Below are 20,969 nucleotides of genomic sequence, written 5' to 3' on the forward strand. Positions count from 1 at the left end.
TATCGCCTTCTCCTTGGAGGATGTGCCCGGTGAGAATGCGTTGCCGGAATGCATTGAATGGGTCGGCGGCACAATTCGCCTTTCGTCACACGGGAATTGACGATCCTTCGCCCAATCTACGCAGCGAGCGGATGTCTGTCACCTTCAAACTTGCCGACGGCCATCACGGTGAGTGTTGATAGGGCCTTCCGCGACGTGCTGACCAGCAGGCCGGCGGCAACGGTACCAAGCGGAGGGGTATGGCGAAAGAGCGTGTCACCGGGCTCGGTGATCGGCGATTCGCGATGAGTACTATCGGTACCGGATCGTGCCGATATCCATGTCATGGTAATCCGCACGCACCCCCTCTGAAGAGGGAAAAGGCTGGCCGGGAGGGGTCGGGAGCGCGGGCTCGTGCCCGGCGTATCCGGGCCCGGCTGCGAGTGTTGTCTTCCGATCATCGCTCGGGTAGCCTCGGCGCCAGGCAATCAAGCAATTTACGAGGTTGACTGCATGTGATCCATGCAGCAGCCTTTAGCGGGATGGCTCGCTGCTTCTGCAAATAGGTTGTCGGTCCTCTGTGGGGCCGAACGAGCGGATTCTGGCAATTCTCTTCACAGCGGTCAAGTGTCCCGCCGGTCGTGTTTCCGACCCGACTCGGGCGTTGCATTCACCTGAATCCCATCACGCCGGACACATTGCAAGTATTCGGAGCCTATCAGGGGGCGTCATGGAACTCTCGGTCGACAAAATCTCGGACAGCCCGATTGAACAAGCCGTGGAACGCGCCATCGTCACCATGAACCAGAACCTCGGGGAGCGGTTGACGGTGGACGACTTAGCCCGCGCAGCGATGTTCAGCAAGTTCCACTTCACCAGGATCTTCCAGCGGACCACCGGAGTCTCGCCGGGGCGGTTCCTCTCGGCCCTGCGCCTGCAGCAGGCGAAGCGGCTGCTCGTGTCGACCTCGCTCAGCGTCGCTGACATCAGCATGAGCGTCGGCTACAACAGCGTCGGCACCTTCAGCTCGCGGTTCAGCCGGAGCGTCGGCATGCCGCCGACGGTGTACCGGCAGCGCGCGGGCTTCGCCGAGCAGATCCGCACCGGTCCCGCGCTCGCCGCCGGGCAGTCCTCGACCGCGCAGGTCCACGGATGGGTCTGGCCACCGCACAGCGACCGCGACGGGCTTACCTTCGTCGGGCTGTTTCCTGACCGTATCCCGGAAGGCCAGCCGATTCGCTGCGCCGTGCTCACCCGGCCCGGGCGCTACCAGTTCGACGCGATCCCCCCGGGCACGTGGTACGTCCTGGCCCAGTCGATCGCCGACGACGACGCCAACGCGAACCTCGACCCACTGAACCCCCGGGTCTGTGTGGCGACGTTCGGTCCGCTCGTGGTCGGCAGGGACACGACGATCCGTGCGGACCTGGCGCTCAAACCGGTCCGGTTCCTCGACCCGCCGGTGCTGCTCGCGCTGCTGGACGCCCGCAAGCTGGCCATGGCGCGGGTGAAGTCCGAGATGGCCCGGCTGCCCGTGATGGCCGCCGGCCAGACCGCGGCGTAGACGTCCGCCATGGGCGCGTTGCTCAGCCGTGCCACGAGGCGTGGCACGCTGGCGCAGGTCCGGCACGTCACGCCCGTCCACCCGGCGGCCGCACGCGGGCTGGTGGCCGAGGTCTACCGGCAGGTCGAACGGGACTTCGGCATGCTGGCCCCGCCGATCAGCCTGCATTCGCCGGCGCCCGACGTCATGGCGGCGGCCTGGCTGATCCTGCGGGAGTCCCTGCTGGCCACCCGGCGCGCGCCGCGCGCCGCCAAGGAGGCGGTCGCGGCGGCGGTGTCCGTGGCCAACGCCTGCCCGTACTGCGCCGACGTGCACAGCGCCACGCTCAGCGGGTTGGTCCGCTCGCGCGACGCGATGGCCATCGGCGCCGGACGCGCCGCGTCGGTCGGCGATCCGGTCCTGCGTTCCGTCGCCTCCTGGGCCGCCGGCAGCGCCGGTGCCGACGGGTCGGCACGGCACCCGCTCGCGGTGCCGGACGACGTCATGGCCGAGCTCGCGGCGGTCGCGGTGACGTTTCACTACCTGAACCGTATGGTGAGCGTCTTCCTCCCCGAGTCGCCGATCCCGGCGCGGGTGCCGGCCGGGCTCCGCGGCGGTGTCCGGCGGCTGGTGGGCTGGACGATGGCGCCGACGGTCAGGCGCACCCGCCCGGCGGACGCCGCGGCGAAGCTGCTGCCGGACGCGCCGGTGCTGCCGGACCTGCCGTGGATGGCATCCTCGCCCGGTCTGGCCACGGCCTTCGCCCGTGCCGGCCGGACGATCGAGGCGGCCGGTGAACGCTCGGCCCCGCCCGCCGTGCGGGCCCTCGTGTCGGCCCGGCTGGCGCGATGGGACGGTGTGCCGCCCGGGATCAGCGCCGCCTGGGCGGACGAGTCCGTGGCACAGTTGCGCCCGCAGGATCGTCCGTCAGGCCGGCTGGCGCTGTTGACCGCGTTCGCCGCGTACCAGGTCGGTCCGACGGTGGTGGCGGATTTCCGCCGCGCGCACCCTGAGGATCGGGCGCTCGTCGAGCTGACGTCGTGGGCCTCGATGGCGGCCGCACGACGCATCGGCAGCTGGATGGTGACGCACCAGCGCGTGGAGTGACCCGATGCCAAGTGACCTGATGCCGCTGACCCGATGCCGTAGCGGGCCTGCCGGTGTGAGACGTCGTGGCTGGTCAGCCGCACGCGAGTTCGGGTCGCAACCTCGAAGACGGCGAATTCCCATCTTCCGTAGGAAAATAGTGCTGAGGGTGGGAATCCAGGCCGAATGCCGATGCATCAGTCGATATTCGGGCGAGGTTAACTTATAGATGCATACCAATTTTGTGTTTTACGGCAGTCAGCGTGCTGATAGTTCAGCGCGTCGTCGGTGATGTCGATCTCCGTCTAGGTCTCGCCGGTCGCCTGCTCTAAGATCGGCGCCATGCGAGTCGTGGTCGCGGATGAGGGAGCTCAATGCGCATATCGGACCTTAGTAGGCAGGGTGGCCTCTCCGTTGCTACGATCAAGTTTTACCTGCGTGAGGGGCTGTTGCCTCCAGGAACGCCGACAGCCCGTAACCAGACCAGATATGACGAGACCCATGTGCGGCGTCTCGCGCTGATCCGGGCGTTCACCCAAATCGGCGGCCTCGAGCTGACCTTGGTCCGGGCACTGCTGAGTGCCATCGACAACCAGCGGCTGCCGCTGCCGGACCTCTACGAACTCGTTGACCGGACGCTGTCGCCGCAGGAGCGGTCGGCGAACGGTGACGGCGATGTGGCGCTCGCCCGGTCGGACGTGGACGCGTTCCTCGACGAACGTCATTGGAAGGTCAAGCCCGACGCTCCCGGCCGGGACCGGCTGGCCCTGGTGCTGTCGACCCTTCGACGTCTGGGATGTGAGTGCGACATCGGGTTCTTCACCGAGTATGCCGAGGCTGCTGAACGCATGGCCGTCCAGGAGCTCGACCTGCTGCGTTGCGACGGCGAAGCCGACGACCGGGCGGCCGCCGTGGTGCGCACGGTCCTGCTGGAGGCGGCCATGTCCGCCATCCGGCGGATGGCCCAGGAACACCACGTCGTCACCCGGTTCGGCCACACCGCCGGAATCGAGCCCGCGTAGCCCGCCGTCCGGGCCGGTCGAGCATCGTCCGCCATGCCGCTCGAGCTCCCGCAGCCCAGTGCCGGCGGGGCTGCCGTCGTCGGCCACATGGAGCTCCCTTGTCGTCATCTCGCGATGGAATGCAACATCAGCCTGCGCGTTGAGTGTCGGGCAACGAAGGCCAGATGGCCACTTCGAAAATGCGGTGTTGGGTCGTGCAGGCGGGCCGCTCCCGGCCCGCGGCAGGACCGGACGGCGTGGCCGAGGGCGCGGGGTGCGGGACCGGCCCGGAAACGGGGTGGGTGGCTGCGCCGAGCACGGCGCCACAGGCCGGGAACACGGCCGGGAACACGGGCGGGAACACGGGCCGGGAAGCGGGGTGTGCGCTCGGGCGTGTGCCGAGGGACGCGGGCCCAGGCGCCTGGCCCAGGCCGGCCCGGCGCGCTGTGCCGGCCCGACCCATGCGCTGGAACCATGCGCTGGAACCATGCCGGTCACACCCGCAGACGACATCGACACCGATGTCCGGGCCACCGATGCCCGGGCCCGCCCGGCGCCTGCACCTCGCCTCGCTGCGGCACCACCTCGACACGAGTCCGAACGCTCGTCGCCGCGCCGCTGACGGGTGGACATCCGTCTGCGGCACCCGTGCCCGGCTGGCCGGCGAGCCAGCGGCCCGCCGGCACGGCACGTCAGAGGTGGCGGGCGACCGCTCGCCGGCCCGCGGTCTCGCCGTCCGGCGACGGCGCGCCGTAGCTGACCTCGACGCCACGCTCCCGGGCCGCCTGGACGATGCCTGGCATGGCGCGTTCGGCGAGCGCCGCGATCGTCGAGGCGGGGTTGACCGTCAGGGCGCCCGGCACCGCCGAGCCGTCGGTGACGAAGATGCCGGGATGCCCGCGCAGCTCGTGCCGGTCGTCCAGCGCCGAGGTCGCCGGGTCGTCGCCGATCCGGCACGATGCGAGCGGGTGCACCGTGTAGGCGCCGACAAGGTCGTTGGTCCAGGGCATCACCCGGGACAGCCCGTCGCGTTCCAGGATGTCCTTGATGTCGGCGTCGGCGAGCGACCAGCCGCGCTGGGTGTTCGCGGTCGGCCGGTACCGCAGCGACCCGTGACCGAGCATCTGCTGCGAGAAGCGGTGGGCGTTGCCGGTCTCGGGCGGCGGACCGAAGACCCCCTCGTTGTCGTCCTCGGACATGATGAAGATCGTCAACCAGGACTGCCAGCGGCGCAGCATCTCCTTCTTGCCCATGCCGAACCATGCCGGACCGTCCGTGTCGGGCACCTGCGCCAGGATCGTCCCGAGCGCGGGCGGGAAGTAGAGCTGCTCCAGCGAGTACCTCTCGAATTCCGGCAGCGAGGCATCCAGGCGGTCCCAGCTCGCCACGGTAGGCCCGCGGCCGATCTGGTACGCCTCGTAGGCCCGGCCGTCGCGACGCGACAGCCCCAGCACGTCGCGGACGCGGTCCTCGTCGAACACGGCGGTGTTCAGGCGCTCGCCGTTGCCCGAGAAGTACCGGCCGACGGCGTGCGGCATCGGGCCCAGCGCGCTCTCGGAACGCTGCAGGATCACCGGCGTAGCTCCGGCGCCCGCCGCCAGCACCACGATCTTGGCATCGATCGTTCCCGTGTCGTGCAGGATGCGATAGTCCTCCGCGTCGACGATGCGGTAGCGCACGCGATAGCTGCCGTCGTCGTTGCGGGAGATGTCCTGCACCTCGTGCAACGGCCGGATCTCAGCCCCGTGCGCCACGGCCGCCGGCAGGTAGTTCAGCAGCAGCGACCGCTTGGCGTCGAACCGGCAGCCGGCCATCATCCAGTTGCAGTTGGTGCACTCGTCCACGTCGATCGCCGAGGGTGCCGGGTTCGCGGTGCGCCCGGCGTGGCGGCAGGCGGCGGCGAACAGGCCTCCGCCGTACGGCACCTTGTCCCAGGTCTGCTGGGTGATCGGCAGCGCCTCGGCGATCTTGTCGTACCAGGGGTCCAGCGTGTCGCGGGAGATCGACGCCGGCCACATCCGCCGTCCGATGCTGCCGTGGCGCTCGAAGACGAAACGCGGTGCCCGCGGCATCGTGGCGAAGTAGACGACGCTGCCGCCGCCCACGCAGTTGCCACCGAGCACGCTCATGCCGTCGCCGATGACGAAGTCGAACGCGCGGGTGTATGACGAGCCCAGCTTGAAGTCGTGGTCGAACTCGTCGGCCCGCAGCCAGGGCCCACGTTCGAGGACGGTGACCCGCGCCCCGCCGGCGGCCAGGTGGTAGGCGGCGATCGCGCCGCCGAAACCGCTGCCGATGACCAGGACGTCGGTCGATTCGATGCTCGTCATGAGGGGCTACCCGTCGTTGTGGTGTTCGGGTGGAGGTCGGCCAGTTGCCGGCCGTAGGAGAAGTCGGGGAAACGCCAGAGACCGTCGGCGCCCGGTGTGGCGTAGCGCATCGCCAGCAGCCCGGGATGCCCGGCGGCGATCGCTTCGGCCGTATGCAGGTGCGGCGCGCTGTCGTAGGCCATGTTGCAGAACAGGGCCAGGCCCACCCACAGTTGCTTCTCCGGATGATCCGGCTGGGTGAGCTGCTGGACGAGTGCCGTGCGGTCCGTGAACGGCAGCGCCACGAACGGCGGGACGTCCGTGTCCAGCGATAGCCCGCGGTCTCGGGCGTAGTCCTCGGCGTGGATGTTGAGCGAAACCGCGATCGACTCCAGCGCGGGGGCGAGCCCGCCCGCAGGCAGCTCCAGCAGTTCGACGGCGCCGGCGGCCACCGAGCCACCATCGCTGTCCACGCCCGCGATCGCCCGATCGTCGGGCGTGCGCTTCTCGCCGGGAATAATGGTGTCGGCGAATGCCTCGATCACCATGGTTCGATCCCGATACTGCGCCGAATCATCGGATTGCACGACTTTCCTCCTGTTCTTCGGCGGGCCGGTTCTCCCATTTGAACCGATGGCAGTCATCGTGTCCGTGCGCACGGCACCGGCTCACCTCCTGCGTTGCGCCCCTTGTCCGCAGGCGGTCGCGGCAGATCGTGGATCTCCGCACTTGCCACTATCCAGTTCGGGGCAACGGCCGCTCACCGCCGCATTGGAGGAGAAGTGTCTGGCCGCGACAAGGCGTAAAAATGGTCCAAGCAGCGTTGTCAGAGGAGCCCAATGAGAGCCTGGCAGAGACTTCGACGCCGTGTTTTGACGCCTGATGTCGCACAGACGAAAATCGAGGTGCGGGGATTTCATCTCAAGGACGAGCCGTCGCGTGAGCGGCTGGAGACGGTAGGCAGCTCCTTCCTGGGAGGGTTCGCGGCCGCGGCCGAGGCGACCGGCCCGCCGCAGGCCGCGCCGGTTGTCGAGGCCACCCCGGCGGCGTACCGGGGATTCGCGTACGAGGGCGCCGCGATGGCGTTCGCGATCCGCGACGCCCTGCCCGGGCGGCGGTACGCCCACGTCAGCCGGTTCCTGGCTGACCACGACGAACACGTCTACATGGCATACGTCGGGGTCGGCTGGGCGATGGCCCGGCTGCCCCGCCCGCTGTGGGCCCGGCTGTACGCCCCCGACCCCCTGCTGCGCTGGCTCGTCCTGGACGGCTACGGGTTCCACCAGGCGTACTTCAAGACGACCCGGTACGTGCACCAGCGCTTCCGCGAGGCGAGCTTTCCCTGGCCCGCCGGTGCCGCTAACGGCTACGCGGTCCGCGCCATCGACCAGGGGATCGGCCGGGCCACCTGGTTCGTGGCCGGCACCGATCCCGAGCACCTGGTGCGCCTGTTCGACACGTTCCCCGAGCACCGCCGCCCCGACCTCTACGCGGGCGCCGGGCTGGCCGTGGCCTACGCCGGTGGAGGCAGCGCCGAGGAAATGCGGTGGCTGTGCGCCGCCGCCGGCGAATACCGGGCGGACCTGGCGCAGGGGGCCGCGTTCGCGGCCGCGGCGCGTGAGCGGGCCGGGCTGGTGATGCCACACAACGAGCTCGCCGCCCAGGTGCTGTGCGGGTTGTCGGTCAGCGCCGCCACCCGGCTGACCGACGAGGCGCGGGTCGGTCTTCCGGCCGACGGGGTGGTGCCGGCGTATGAGATCTGGCGGCAGCGCTGCAGGTCCGCCCTGGCGGCGGTAGTCAGCGAGACGAGAGCGGAGACAGCATGACCAGGATCGCCGTGGTGGGAATGGCCTGCCAGTATCCCGATGCCACCTCACCGAACGAACTGTGGGAGAACGCCGTCGCCGGCAGGCGGGCCTTCCGGCGGTTGCCCGACGTCCGGATGAACCTGGACGACTACTGGGACGCCGACCCCGCCGCACCCGACCGCTTCACCGCCCGCAACGCCGCGGTCATCGAGGGATATCAGTTCGACCGGATCGCCTACAAGGTGGCCGGCAGCACCTTCCGGTCCACGGACCTGTCGCACTGGCTGGCGCTGGACACCGCCGCGTCCGCGCTGGCCGACGCCGGCTTCCCGATGGGGCACGGGCTGCCGCAGGAACGCACCGGCGTCGTGGTCGGCAACACCCTCACCGGTGAGTTCTCCCGAGCCAACCAGCTGCGGCTGCGCTGGCCGTATGTGCGCCGGACCGTCGCCGCGGTTCTGCGGCAGCAGAACTGGGACGACGACAAGCTCGCCGGCTTCCTCGAGGACTTCGAGGCCACCTTCAAGCGCCCGTTCCCCGCCGTGGACGAGGACACCCTCGCCGGGGCGCTGTCCAACACCATCGCCGGGCGGATCTGCAACTACTTCGACCTCAAGGGCGGCGGCTACACCGTCGACGGTGCCTGCTCCTCCTCGCTGCTGTCCGTGATCACCGCCGCCAAGGCGCTGCTGGATGGCGACCTGGACGTCGCGGTCGCCGGCGGGGTCGACCTGTCCGTCGACCCGTTCGAGGTCATCGGGTTCGCGAAGACGGGTGCGCTCGCCGCCAACGAGATGCGCGTCTACGATCGGGCCTCCAACGGGTTCTGGCCCGGTGAGGGCTGCGGCATGGTCGTGCTGATGCGCGAGAGCGAAGCCGTCGAGGCGGGTCACCGCATCTACGCGACCATCGCGGGCTGGGGAGTCTCCTCGGACGGCCGCGGCGGCATCACCCGGCCGGAGGTCAGCGGCTACCAGCTCGCGCTGCGGCGCGCGTACGCACGGACCGGCTTCGGCATCGACACCGTCGGGTTCTTCGAGGGCCACGGGACCGGTACGAAGGTCGGCGACGCCACGGAGCTCACGGCGCTGTCCGGTGCCCGCGAGGCTGCCAATCCCGATGCGCCGCCGGCGGTCATCGGCTCGGTCAAGGGCATGATCGGGCACACCAAGGCGGCCGCCGGGGTGGCCGGGCTGATCAAGGCGGCGATGGCCGTGCACCACGAGGTCCTGCCGCCGAGCATCGGCACGATGGACCCGCACGAACTGCTCACCAGCGCGACGGCCCGACTGCGGACGCTGCGCAAGGCCGAGGCGTGGCCGGACGACGTGCCGGTCCGGGCCGGGATCACCGCGATGGGCTTCGGCGGGATCAACACCCACATCGTCCTGGAGCGTCCCGGACCTCGTCGCGGCGTACCAGACCGTCGTGTCGGCATGCTGGCCGCCTCCGCGCAGGACGCGGAGCTCCTGGCGGTCGACGCCGCCTCCTCCGCCGAGCTCGCCGCCCGGCTCACCGAGTTGATCGACTTCGTCCCGACGATCTCCTACGCGCAGCTCGGCGATCTCGCCGCGAAACTGCAGCAGGAGCTGCGCGACCGGGCCTTCCGTGCCGCGGTCGTCGTGTCGTCCCCGGAGGAGGCGACGCGGCTGCTGACCCAGGCGCGCGACGCCGCCACAGCCGGTGAGACCACGATGATCCGCCCGGACGGGCGCTGCATGCTCGGCCACGTCAGCGGTCCTGGCCGTGTCAGCTTCCTGTTCCCCGGACAGGGTTCCGGTCGCGGCGTCAGCGGCGGTGCACTGCGGCGCAGGTTCACCGAGGTCGACGAGGTCTACCTGCGAGCCGCGCTGCCGGTCGACGGCGACATCGTCGCGACGGAGGTCGCGCAGCCGCGCATCGTCACAGGCGCGGTCGCCGGCTGCCAGGCGCTGTCCGCGCTCGGCATCGAGGCGTCCAGCGCCGTGGGGCACAGCCTCGGCGAGATCGTCGCGCTGCAGTGGGCGGGCGCGATCGACGAGGCGGGGCTGCTACGGATCGCCTACCTGCGGGGCCGCACGATGGCTGCCCACAGCCGGGCCGGGACGATGGCGGACATCGGCATCGCCCCCGAGGCGCTGGGGGAGCTGGTCGCCGGTCAGCCCGTCGTGGTGTCGGCCTACAACGGCCCGCGCCACACCGTGATCTCCGGGCCCGTCGACGCCGTCGACGCCGTGTGCCGCAACGCCCGCAACGCGGGCGTGAACGCGACGGTGCTGTCGGTCTCGCACGCCTTCCACTCCCAGCTCGTGGCGCCGGCCGCCGACGCGTTCGCCGTTGCCCTGGGGGAGGAGACCTTCCGGCCGGTCGGCCGGCGGGTCGTGTCCACGGTCACCGGCGACGTGCTGGCGGGCGACACCGACGTGCGGACACTGCTGCACCGCCAGATCACCGACCCGGTGCTGTTCAGCCAGGCCGTCGCGCTGGCGGCCAAGAACACCGACCTGTTCGTCGAGGTCGGGCCCGGCCGGGTCCTCACCGGGCTGGCGCGCGCCGCGACCGACGTGCCCGCAGTGGCGCTGGACACCGACAGCGAGTCGCTGGCGGGTCTGCTGACGGTCGTCGGCGCGGCGTTCGTCGTCGGCGCGGCACCGGTCAGCGCCTCCCTGTTCCACGGGCGCCTCGTGCGGCCGCTGGAGGTCGGCGCCGAGTTCTCGTTCTTCACCAGCCCGTGCGAGGACGCGCCCGAGCTGGACCCGGCCGTCGCCCGCGCGTCGGGCGCCACCACAGCGCCGTCCGGAACGATCGAGGACGGCACCGGGTCGAGCGCCAGCACCGAAGCGAGCGCCGGCGCCGCGGAGTCGGCGGAGGAGCTCATGCGCCGGCTCACCGCCGAACGCGCCGAGCTGCCGCTGGAACTCGTGCTCCCGGACAGCCGGCTGCTGGACGACCTGCACCTGAGCTCGATCACGGTCGGCCAGGTCGTCAACCAGCTGGCGCAGCAGCTGGGCGTGCCACCGGCGCAGATCCCGATCAACTTCGCGACGGCGACCGTGCGGGAACTGGCCGCGACCCTTGAGACGCTGGCGCAGACCGCGCAGAACAGCGACGCGACGGCCGCGCCGTCCGTCGCCGGGGTCGCGTCCTGGGCCCGGCCGTGGCGCCTGGACCTCGACGAGGTGGCCGTGCCGCCCCGCGCCGGTACCGAGCCCGGTGGTGTGTGGCGCGTGCACGCCGCACCGGACTGCCCGTTCGCCGCCGGACTGGCCGAGGCCCTCGAGGGCGCTCAGCTCGGCGCCGGGGTGCTCGTCTGCATGCCGCCGGACTGCACGCAGGACACGCTGCAACTGGCGCTGGACGGTGCCAAGCAGGCGCTGGCCGCGGGCAGCACCCGCTTCGTGCTCGTCGGGCACGGCCGCGGCGCCGCCGGCATCGCCAAGACCCTGCGCCTGGAGGCACCCGGCGTCCGGGTCACGATCGTGCACCTGCCCGCCGACGACGACACCATCGACCGGGTGGTGCGGGAGGTCGCCGCCACCGACTCCTTCTCGGAGGCGTTCTACGACCTCGACGGGGTCCGGCGGGTGCCCACCCTGCGCGCCATGCCGGTGCGCGCCCAGGCCTCGGTCCCGCCCCTCGGCGGCGACGACGTCCTGCTGGTCACCGGCGGTGGCAAGGGCATCACGGCCGAGTGCGCCCTCGCGATGGCGACCGACAGCGGCGCGAAACTGGCGCTGCTGGGCCGGTCCGACCCGGCACACGACCCCGAGCTGGCCGCGAACCTGACACGGATCGCCGCGGCAGGTGTCACCGTGCGCTACGCCCGCGCCGACGTCACCGATGCCGCGGACACCCGCCGGGCGGTCCGGGAGCTCACCGACGAGCTCGGCGCGATCACCGCCGTACTGCACGGCGCCGGCCGCAACGAGCCGACTGGTCTCGCCGGCCTCGACCTGGACACGGTACGGCGCACCATCGCGCCGAAGGTCGGCGGCCTGCGAGCCGTGCTCGACGCCATCGAACCGGCGCGACTGCGCCTGCTTGTGACCCTCGGCAGCATCATCGGCCGGGCCGGCCTGCGAGGAGAGGCGCACTACGCCACGGCGAACGACTGGATGGCCGAGGAGACCGTCGCCTTCGGGCGGCGGTTCCCCGGCTGCCGCAGCCTCTGCCTCGAATGGTCGGTCTGGTCCGGGGTCGGCATGGGTGAGCGACTGTCGGTGGTCGAGTCGCTGACCCGCGACGGCGTCACCCCCATCACCCCCGATCAGGGCATCGCCATCCTGCGGCGGCTGATCTCCGATCCCGACGCGCCGCAGGTCGTGGTGATCAGCGGCCGGACCGAAGGTGTGCACACGGTCCGGTACCACCTGCCCCACCTGCCGCTGCTGCGGTTCCTGGAACGGGACCTCGTCCGCTACCACCAGGTCGAGCTGGTCGTGGAGGCCGAGCTCAGCGAGGCCACCGACCTGTACCTCGCCGACCACCACCTCGACGGCAACCTGCTGTTCCCGGCGGTGTTCGGCATGGAGGCGATGGCCCAGGCGGCGGTGGCCGTCACCGGGACGGACGTCGTGCCCGTCATCGAGCGGGCCGAATTCCTGCGGCCGATCATCGTGGCACCCAGCGGACGGACCCGGATCCGGGTGGCGGCGCTCGTCAGCGACGAGGACACCGTCGACGTCGCGATCCGCAGCGAGGAGACGGGGTTCGTCGCCGACCACTTCACCGCGCGGCTGCGTCTCGGGGGCAGCACCGTGCCGGCCGCGGGGCCGCCGGAGCAGGTCCAGGACGGTCTGCCGCTGGTCTCGATCAGCCCGGCGACCGACCTGTACGGCAGCATCCTCTTCCAGGGCAGCCGGTTCCAGCGGGTGAAGCAGTACCACCGGGCCGCGGCCCGCCACGTCGACGCGGTCCTCGAGGCCGACGACACCACCAACTGGTTCGCCGCCTACCTGCCCGGCCACCTGGTCCTCGGCGACCCCGGCGTGCGCGACGCGCTCATGCACGGCAACCAGGTGTGCGTGCCGCACGGCACGCTGCTGCCGGCCGGTGTGGAACGCATCCATCCCGGCGGCGACAAACTGTCCGCGGCCCGGCAGCTTCGCTACTGCGCAACCGAACGCTCGCGCGACGGCGACACCTACGTGTACGACATCGCCCTTCGCACGGAAGCCGGCGTGATCGTCGAACGGTGGGAGGGTCTGCGCCTGCGCGCCGTCCGCAAGCGCGACGGTGCCGGTCCCTGGGCCGCGCCGCTGCTCGCTCCCTACCTGGAGCGGGTCCTCGGTGAGGCCGTGGGTGCTCGCGTCGCGGTGGCCATCGAGCCGGCCGGGTCGCGGGACGAGCCGCTCGCCGCGCGGCGGGCCAGGAGCCGGGTCACCGCCGGTCACGCGTTCGGCCGCCCGGTCGACGTCACCTACCGCCCGGACGGCCGCCCAACGGTGGCCGGCGACGAGACGCTCTCAATCTCGCACGGGGCCGGCGTGACCACGGCCGTCGTCGCCCGAGGCCTGCTCGGCTGCGACGTCGAGGAGGTGGTCCACCGCCCGGCCGACGTCTGGGACGGCTTGCTCGGCCCGAACGCCGAGCTCGCCCGGCTCACCGCCGCGGAGACCGGTGAGGACGCCGACACGGCCGCCACCCGGGTGTGGACCGCGGTCGAGTGCGTGCAGAAGGCCGGCATGCAGACCCGGGGGCCGTTGGTCCTGGTGCCCAGCCCGCGTGCTGGCTGGGTGCTGTTCAAGGCCGGCGATTCCCGGGTCGCGTCATTCGTCACCCGTCTTCGCGGTGTCGCGGGCGCAGTGGTGTTCACGGTCCTTACCGAAGCGGAGGGGTGATCCATGAAGACCGACGACGAGCTGCGGCGAACCGGACCGGCCCGGGTGCCGGCGGCGCTGGAACGCGCGATGGAGTCCTGCGCCGTGGATGCCCGGCGATGAGCGCGGAGCCGATCGGCGAGGTGAGCGACCCGGCGCTGCTACGGCAGGTGTACGGCGCGTTCGCCACCGGCGTCACCGTGGTCACGGTCGGGGGCGACACCCCGCACGCGATGACGGCGAACTCCTTCAGCACCGTGTCGCTGGACCCGCCCCTCATCCTGGTGTGCGTCGGCCGCGACGCGCTCATGCACGACGTGCTCGCCGGCTCCGGCCGCTTCGCCGTGTCCGTGCTCGCCGCACACCAGGAGCCGGTGGCACGGTACTACGCCGACCGCAGCCGCCCGCTCGGCAGACAGCAGTTCGACTTCACCGACTGGCTGCCGGGGCGATGCACCGACGCGTTCCTGCTCGCCGGGGCCACCGCCCACTTCGAGTGCGAGCTCTGGCGCTCCTACGACGGCGGTGACCATACCGTCTTCGTCGGCCGGCTGCTCGCCACGCGACGCTTCAGCGAGGACGCGCTGCTGTTCCTGTGCGGCAAGTTCCGCCGGCCGGCCCTGGAACCCAGCGCGGCGGTGGCGTCGTGACCATGGTGGACCGGCGCCGGCAGTATCCTCCCGGCCCGTCGAAGGCCTCCGCGGTGAGCCTGCTCATCACCATGGGCCGCGACCGGCTCGGGATGATGACGTCCGCCGCGGCACGCTACGGCGACGCCGCGCGGCTACCGGTCGGGCCGAAGGAGCTGTACTTCTTCAACCACCCCGATCACGCCAAGCACGTCCTCGCGGACAACGCGGCCAACTACCACAAGGGCATCGGCCTGGTACACGCTCGCCGGGCCCTGGGTGACGGGCTGCTCACCAGCGAAGGCGCGTCCTGGCGAAAGCAGCGCAAGGTCGTGCAGCCGGCGTTCCAGAGCCGGCGCATCGCCGAACAGGCCGGTGCGGTGGCGGCGGAGGCCGCGAAGCTCGTCGACCGGCTCCGCGACCTCGGCCGGCAGGGACCCGTCGACGTCCTGCACGAGATGACCGGGCTGACCCTCGGGGTCCTCGGGCGCACCCTGCTGGACACCGACCTCAGTCGATTCCCGACGGTGGGCCAGGATTTCGCGGTGGTGCAGGACCAGGCGATGTTCGAGCTGGCGTCGCTCAACGCCGTGCCGCCGTGGGTTCCGTTGCCCCGGCAGCTGCGGTTCCGGCGTGCGCGCCGCCGCCTGCAGAACATCGTCGACCTGCTCGTCGCCGAGCGTGGCGACAGAACCGGCGAACGGGACGACGTGCTGTCCCGGCTGATCGTCTCCGCCCGCGGCGAGGACGATCCGCAGGTCGGGCGCGAGCGACTGCGCGACGAACTCGTCACCCTCCTGCTCGCCGGTCATGAGACGACGGCCAGCACACTGAGCTGGACGTTGTATCTCATCGACCGCCACCCCGAGGTCCGGCAACGGCTGCGCGACGAGGCGGTCGCCGTCCTGGGCGACCGCCTGCCGACCTTCGCCGACCTGCTGAACCTGCGCTACACCTCGATGGTGATCGACGAGGTCGTGCGGCTGTTCCCGCCCGTGTGGATTCTGCCGCGCAAGGCCCTCGCCGCCGACGTCGTCGGGGGGTACGAGATCGACGGCGGCGCGGACGTGCTGATCTGCCCGTACACGCTGCACCGGCACCGAGACTTCTGGGACGACCCCGAACGCTTCGATCCCGACCGGTTCGACCCGGCGCGGGAGAGCGGCCGCCCCCGCTACGCCTACATCCCGTTCGGTGCCGGACCGCGCTTCTGCGTCGGCAACCACCTGGGCCTCATGGAGGCAGTCTTCGTGATCTCCATGCTGGCCCGCGAGCTGACGCTCACCAAGGTGGCCGGATACGAGGTCGTGCCGGAGCCCATGTTGTCGCTGCGGATCAGGGGCGGCCTGCCCATGACGGTACGTAGCGCGGACGCCCCGCCGCGGTGATCGCCGTCAGCGCCAGGGTGGTCCTGCGGGCGGGAGACGGTTTCAGCGGGCGGCCATGCGGCGCAAGCGAATCCGGGTCGATGGCGTCGCGGGCGCGGCAGGCGGCCGGCTGATCGTCACAGCGGCAGACCCAGGAACTGATCGGCGGCCACGACGATGCTGCCGGCACCGGAACCGAACCCGGCCGGTGCCGGCGGATCGCGACCGGCGAGCGCGAGGCCCTCCAGCGGCGCGTCGTCACCTTGACCGTCGGACGCTGGGCCGACGAGAGCGCCGCCGCCGTGGCCGGACAGCGCGAGTCGCCCACCCCCGGTCGGCAAGGCGGCCAACGCCGCGCGCCGCCACGCATACCGCGCTGCACGCCACCGCGTGACGGCGGTGCCGCCGCCGGGCAGTGCCCTGGAGACACGAAACGCTGACACGAAACGCCTGCGGAGGACCGCACGACCCCGGCCGCCGGGCACGACGGCGTTGACACGGCGCAATCTGGAAGAACCCTCGCCGCCGTCGCTCTGGGATGGTGGTGGGCGTGACGAGCGAGCTGCCTCCGAGCGGTGGAGGCTCGCGCGGCCGCGCCGTCGTCGACGGCGGCCCCGGCCGTGTCGGCTGTCAGCGATCCTGCGGGTCGTGCGCATGCCCAGCGGACGGCTCGCCCCCCCCGTACCACCGCCGCGACATCCCCGACGTGAGGAGATCCCGATGGCCCACATCGACCTAGGCGTCGACGAGCAGGAGTTCCCCGGCATCACGGGGCCCATGAAGTACCGGCCGGAGACGGCCAAGCCGCTCAACGAGCTGGCCGAGGTACTGCTGCGCGGGCCGCATTCGCTGACCCGGGGCGAACGGGAGCTCATCGCCGCCTACGTGTCGGGCCGCAACGAGTGCACGTTCTGCTGCTCCTCGCACTCCGCGTTCGCCGCGGCCCAGCTCGACGGCGGCTACGAGCTGGTGGACCGGGTGGTGCACGCCCACGACGAGACCGCGCCGATCACCCCGAAGCTGCGCACCCTGCTCGCGATCGCCGGCGCCGTGCAGGCCGGCGGCCGCAACGTGACCGACGAACTCGTCGCCGCCGCCCGCGAGGAGGGCGCGACCGACCTGGAGATCCACGACACGGTGCTGATCGCGGCCGCGTTCTGCATGTTCAACCGCTACGTCGACGGCCTGGCCACGTTCGCGCCGCAGGACCGCGAGGCCTACGCGGTGCAGGCCAAGCGGATCGTGGAGGTCGGCTACGGCGTCTGACAGCGCCGCCGGTCCGGCCGCCCGCAAATACCGGCTGCGGGCCGCGACCCGGGCGCGGCGACGCTGGAGCGCGGCTGTGGCGCTGTGCCGAGTGCCGCGGTGCTGGGCGGTCGCACACCCGGCCCAGTTCGGTCTGGCCTTTGCCGTAACGCCGGAAGCGACGCCCCACCGGTGTTCTCCGGCCTGCTCGAGGTCCTCGGCGCGGTGCTGCCGGCGTCCGTTGTCACACCGTCATGCGACGTCTGCCGAACCTGCTGCTATCGCTCGCCGTCGGCTTGGTCCTCGCCGCCGGCTGCGCCGCGCCCTCACCGCGCAACACTGCACGCCGCCGGCCTTCGCCGTGGCGGCCGTCGCCGGGGACTTCAGTGGTAAATAGCGGACATGTCCGTCACGCGGTGGCGGACATATCCGGAAATCCTGTGCACTACGCGCGGAGCAGGGGCCGGCTCACCGCGGCGGCCAGGGTCACGATCGCGGCGGCGAAGCCCAGCAGCGCCACCGGCGCGCTGACCAGCTGGGTCAGCATGCCCAGGCCGAGGACCGGGATGGCCAGGCCGAGGTACCCACCGAGGAACAGGCCGGCGAGGGCCTCGCCGCGGATCGCGGGCGGTGCCAGGTCGACCACGGTGGAGATCGCACCCTTGAGCAGCGCGCCCGCGCCGGCGCCGGCCAGCACGCCGCCCGCCAGGAACGCGGGCAGGGACTCGGCCCACACCGCGGCGGTGAGGGTCGCCAGGCCGAGCGTGACCAGGGCCAGGCCCGCGGCCAGCTGGTCGCGTGTGGCACGGCGGCGCAGCAGCACCTGGGCGAGCGCGCCGCTGCCGAAGACCAGCGATGCCACCGCGCCGGCCAGGGCGCGCGACGGGTGGTGCAGCGTGCCGGCGACGAACGCGGGTGCCAGGGAGGTGAACAGGCCCAGGACCGACAGCGACGTGAAGGCGCCGGCGGCCGCGGCGAAGTACCGCGGGCGCGCCTCGGCCGGGATGTTCACGCGCTGCGGGCGGTAGCGGCGCGAGCGCACCGTGACCGTCTCCGGCACGAGCGACACGGCCAGCGCGGCGGCGAGCAACAGTCCCAGGAAGACCAGGTACGGCGTGCGCAGCGGCGCGGACACGTACTGCGCCAGCAGGCCCGACGTGATGGGTCCCAACGCGAAGCCGCCCAGGTTGGCCACGGTCGCGACCAGGTCGCCGCGGGCGCGGCCGGCGGCGGGGCGGGCGGCGGCGTGCAGCTCGGACAGGTGCGCGGTCGCCGTCGCGGTGATCATGCCGATGCCGAGGCCGGACAGTACGCGGGCGACGATCACCACGCCGAGCGACGTCGAGGTCAGGAACAGCGTCGCCGAGACCGCCTCCAGCAGGACCGCCGGGAGCAGCACGCGGCGGCGGCCCAGCCAGTCCGACACATGGCCGGCGAGGAACAGACTGACGATCACGCCGAACGCGTATGCGGCGAACGCGACCGTCACGGCGATCGTCGAGTACCCGTCGTGGCGCTGGTACAGCGCCCAGAGCGGGGTCGGCACGACGCTGAACGCCAGGGTCGCGGCGAACGCGAGCGCGATCGCCCAGAAACCCTGCTCGTGGCTGAACCCGCGGACGCGGGCGGCCCGCGCAGGTGCCGGGCGGGACAGGACGGTAGTCATGTACCCCAATGTCCTCCGCCGACATCAGCACCGACAACGAATCTTTGTGCTAGAGAGCATCACAGAGTGCGATGATGCTGGCCGTGGAGCTGCGGCATCTGGTGTACTTCGTGACCGTCGCCGAGGAGCGGAACTTCACGAGGGCGGCGCACCGGCTGCGCGTGGTGCAGTCGGGGGTCTCCGCCGCCGTCCGCGCCCTGGAGCGCGAGCTCGGCGCGCAGCTGTTCGAGCGCAGCTCGCAGCGGGTCGTCCTCACCGACGCGGGCGCCGCCCTGCTGCCGGCCGCCCGCGCCACCATCGACGCCGCTCAGGCCGCCCGCGACGCCGTCGCCGAGGTCCGCGGCGGCCTGCGCGGCGAGTTGCGCATCGGCACGCTGATCTCGGTGGGCTTCGTCGACCTGCCCGGCCTGCTGGGCCGCTTCCGCGCCGAGCACCCGGCCGTCGACCTGCGCCTGCGCGCGGCACCGACCGGCTCCGCGGGCCTGGCCGCCGACCTGCTCGGCGGCGAGCTCGACGTCGCGTTCCTGTCGCTGTCCGGCCGCGCGCCTGTCGGCCTGTCGGTGCGCACCCTGGCCGCCGAGGCGATCGTCGCGGTGCTGCCGGCGGCCCACCCGCTCGCCGGCCGTCCCCGGCTGACCCTCGCCGACCTCGCCGACGAGCCGTTCGTCGACTCGCCGCCCGGGTACGGCAACCGCACCGCGGTGGACCGGGGCTTCGCCGCCGCCGGCCTGAGCCGCCGTGTGGCCCTGGAGGTCGCCGACATCGCCACCGTTCGGCTCTACGTCCGGGAGGGCCTCGGCGTGGCGCTCATCCCGCGCTTCTCGGTCGGCGACGAGCCGGGCCTTCGGGTCGTGCCGGTCGATGCCCGGCTGAGCTGGAACTTCGCCATCGCCACGGCCTCGGCCCGCCGCCCCAGCGCCGCCCTGCGCGCCCTGCTGGACCTCGTCGACGACCACCGCCGCTGACCGGCGGCAACCGCCACGACGAAGGGCAGCACCGCGTCGCACGGGTCAGCGGTACGAGAGGCGCATGTCAGGCCGGAACGAAGCGTGACGGGTGGTGATCGACGTCCGGGCGTCGGCGGCGCAACCGCTAGCGGACGTGCCCGCCGTCTTGGCCCGCGGCACGGCACGATCGTCAACGTCGCGCTGGCTGGCGTGTTCGTTGCCGCGGCGGTCGGTTCCTGCTGGTCGTGATCGGCCACCGTGCCGGCTTGATGCCTGGCCTGCACCTGGCACTGGTCCTTGCCGCGGTCTCGTTCTGGGCCGACGCCGCGCTCATCCTGGTCACTGTCCACGGCCCCGCCGGCAGCTCAGCTCCCCGGGCGGAGGCGAAGTGCGGGGTTTGTAGCACGGATGTTGCGTAGCACCAATACCGGGGTAACGGGCCGGCGCTACGGTCGCCGTACGACCGCCGGCGGCGCGCGTCCGCGTCGCCGTGCAGGCAGGAGGCGACATGAGCATCTATGACGGGATCGGCGGTGCGGAGTCCGTCCGGGCCGCCGTCGAGAGCTTCTACACCCGGGTCCTCGGCGACTCCCGGCTCGCGGGATTCTTCGCCGACGTGGACATCAGCCGTCTGAAGGCCCACCAGCGCGCCTTCATCGCCGCGGCCCTCGGCGGTCCGGAAGTCTACGCCGGGCGCGACATGGCCGCGGCCCACGCCGGACTGGGGCTCACCGACGCCCACTTCGACGCCGTGGTGGCCCACCTTGCGGACACCCTGACCGAGCTGAGCGTGCCGGGCGACCGGATCGCCGAGATCGCAGCGGCTCTCGCCCCGCTGCGGGAACAGATCGTCTCGGCGCCTGGGCTGTCCGGCTGACCGCCGCCCTGCGCCGTATGGCGTGAGGCCGGACACAAACCGTGGTGACGGAATAGCGGAACGCCGCGCCCATGTTTTTAGACTCCTGGTCAGTACAAACATGGGAGGCTGCCGTGGCGGACGAGGTGCTCGTCGCCGAGGGGCTGGGGGCGCGTACGCGGCGCGGGTGGGTGTTCCGCGGCGTCGACCTGGCCGTGGGGCGGGGGAGTTCGTGACCGTCGCCGGCCCGCCGGGCAGCGGGCGCACGTCGCTGCTGCTCGGGCTCGCCGGACACTTCAAGATCACCGAGGGCACTCTGCGGCAACGCCGTTGCGTTTGGTGATTGGCGGCGGTGTCAAGGGGGCCTGCAGATGCGAACGGGACTTCTGGTAGATCAACTTGTGTCGAGCAACTTGATCGGTTCCAGGAGTCCCGTTGCAGGAAAAGTCTGTCATCACCCGCACGATCGAGGTAGCCGGGGGTGTGTACGCCCCAGGCCATCTGGGCGAACTGACCCAGATCGTCGACTTCGACCTGGTCGACGCGGTACTGGACGAGACCGGGACCCGGCAGCGGCGGCTGCGGCTGCTGCCCTCCCGGGTCGTGGTGTACTTCGTCCTGGCCCTGGCCCTGTTCGAGGACTGCTCCTACCGAGCGACCTGGAACAAGCTGACCACAGCCCTGACGAGCCTGTCCCTGACCCGGCCGGCCATCTCCTCCCTGACCCGCGCGCGG

Annotated in this window: 15 protein-coding genes; 11 read left to right on the top strand and 4 right to left on the bottom strand. The window is 71.7% G+C overall.

What is annotated here, in order from left to right; translation table 11 throughout:
• The first annotated feature begins 709 nt into the window (after positions 1–709).
• From AB0367_RS16300 to AB0367_RS16310, 3 genes are all read left to right on the top strand, one after another.
• On the top strand, positions 710–1,543 hold the full coding sequence (locus tag AB0367_RS16300) for an AraC family transcriptional regulator (RefSeq protein ID WP_366227102.1): 834 nt from the start codon (positions 710–712) through the stop codon (positions 1,541–1,543).
• Between the two features lie 9 nt (positions 1,544–1,552).
• Positions 1,553–2,629, top strand: a complete 1,077-nt coding sequence (locus tag AB0367_RS16305) for a carboxymuconolactone decarboxylase family protein (protein WP_366227103.1) — start codon at positions 1,553–1,555, stop codon at positions 2,627–2,629.
• A gap of 353 nt (positions 2,630–2,982) precedes the next feature.
• On the top strand, positions 2,983–3,630 hold the full coding sequence (locus tag AB0367_RS16310) for a MerR family transcriptional regulator (RefSeq protein WP_366227104.1): 648 nt from the start codon (positions 2,983–2,985) through the stop codon (positions 3,628–3,630).
• 671 nt (positions 3,631–4,301) lie between these two features.
• Here AB0367_RS16310 and AB0367_RS16315 read toward each other — a convergent pair.
• Positions 4,302–5,939, bottom strand: coding sequence for a GMC family oxidoreductase (locus AB0367_RS16315; RefSeq protein ID WP_366227105.1), 1,638 nt, complete (start codon positions 5,937–5,939; stop codon positions 4,302–4,304).
• Positions 5,936–6,466 carry a DUF5987 family protein gene (locus AB0367_RS16320; RefSeq protein ID WP_366227128.1) on the bottom strand — a complete coding sequence of 177 codons (531 nt, stop codon included), beginning with the start codon at positions 6,464–6,466 and terminating at the stop codon, positions 5,936–5,938. Before AB0367_RS16320 ends, AB0367_RS16315 begins: the two co-directional genes overlap by 4 nt.
• 291 nt (positions 6,467–6,757) lie before the next feature.
• On the opposite strand from AB0367_RS16320, the gene AB0367_RS16325 reads away from it, so the two are divergent.
• From AB0367_RS16325 to AB0367_RS16340, 4 genes are all read left to right on the top strand, one after another.
• Positions 6,758–7,744 carry a DUF1702 family protein gene (locus AB0367_RS16325; RefSeq protein ID WP_366227106.1) on the top strand — a complete coding sequence of 329 codons (987 nt, stop codon included), beginning with the start codon at positions 6,758–6,760 and terminating at the stop codon, positions 7,742–7,744.
• On the top strand, positions 7,741–13,545 hold the full coding sequence (locus AB0367_RS16330; protein ID WP_366227107.1) for a type I polyketide synthase: 5,805 nt from the start codon (positions 7,741–7,743) through the stop codon (positions 13,543–13,545). The genes AB0367_RS16325 and AB0367_RS16330 overlap by 4 nt, the downstream gene beginning before the upstream one ends.
• Positions 13,546–13,643: 98 nt before the next feature.
• Entirely contained in the window at positions 13,644–14,174 is a 531-nt protein-coding gene (locus AB0367_RS16335; protein ID WP_366227108.1) for a flavin reductase family protein, read from the top strand.
• Between the two features lie 2 nt (positions 14,175–14,176).
• Positions 14,177–15,541, top strand: a complete 1,365-nt coding sequence (locus AB0367_RS16340) for a cytochrome P450 (protein WP_366227130.1) — start codon at positions 14,177–14,179, stop codon at positions 15,539–15,541.
• A gap of 116 nt (positions 15,542–15,657) precedes the next feature.
• Here the strand turns inward: AB0367_RS16340 and AB0367_RS16345 are convergent, their stop codons facing one another.
• Positions 15,658–15,963: a hypothetical protein gene (locus AB0367_RS16345; protein ID WP_366227109.1), complete on the bottom strand. Its 306-nt coding sequence runs from the start codon at positions 15,961–15,963 to the stop codon at positions 15,658–15,660.
• A 277-nt stretch (positions 15,964–16,240) separates the two neighbouring features.
• On the opposite strand from AB0367_RS16345, the gene AB0367_RS16350 reads away from it, so the two are divergent.
• Positions 16,241–16,786 carry a carboxymuconolactone decarboxylase family protein gene (locus AB0367_RS16350; RefSeq protein ID WP_366227110.1) on the top strand — a complete coding sequence of 182 codons (546 nt, stop codon included), beginning with the start codon at positions 16,241–16,243 and terminating at the stop codon, positions 16,784–16,786.
• Positions 16,787–17,210: 424 nt separating this feature from the next.
• Here AB0367_RS16350 and AB0367_RS16355 read toward each other — a convergent pair whose 3' ends face one another.
• Entirely contained in the window at positions 17,211–18,431 is a 1,221-nt protein-coding gene (locus AB0367_RS16355; RefSeq protein ID WP_366227111.1) for an MFS transporter, read from the bottom strand.
• A gap of 83 nt (positions 18,432–18,514) precedes the next feature.
• On the opposite strand from AB0367_RS16355, the gene AB0367_RS16360 reads away from it, so the two are divergent.
• The 3 genes from AB0367_RS16360 to AB0367_RS16370 all read left to right on the top strand — a co-directional run.
• Positions 18,515–19,396 (top strand): LysR family transcriptional regulator, encoded by an 882-nt coding sequence (locus AB0367_RS16360; RefSeq protein ID WP_366227112.1) that lies wholly within the window; start codon positions 18,515–18,517, stop codon positions 19,394–19,396.
• Between the two features lie 490 nt (positions 19,397–19,886).
• Positions 19,887–20,255: a group 1 truncated hemoglobin gene (locus AB0367_RS16365; protein ID WP_366227113.1), complete on the top strand. Its 369-nt coding sequence runs from the start codon at positions 19,887–19,889 to the stop codon at positions 20,253–20,255.
• Positions 20,256–20,669: 414 nt separating this feature from the next.
• Positions 20,670–20,969: transposase domain-containing protein (locus tag AB0367_RS16370; RefSeq protein WP_366227114.1), on the top strand; the 300-nt coding region annotated here is incomplete at its 3' end.

This window comes from Dactylosporangium sp. NPDC051484, from assembly GCF_040689395.1.
In the GTDB taxonomy this organism is placed as follows: Bacteria; Actinomycetota; Actinomycetes; order Mycobacteriales; family Micromonosporaceae; genus Dactylosporangium.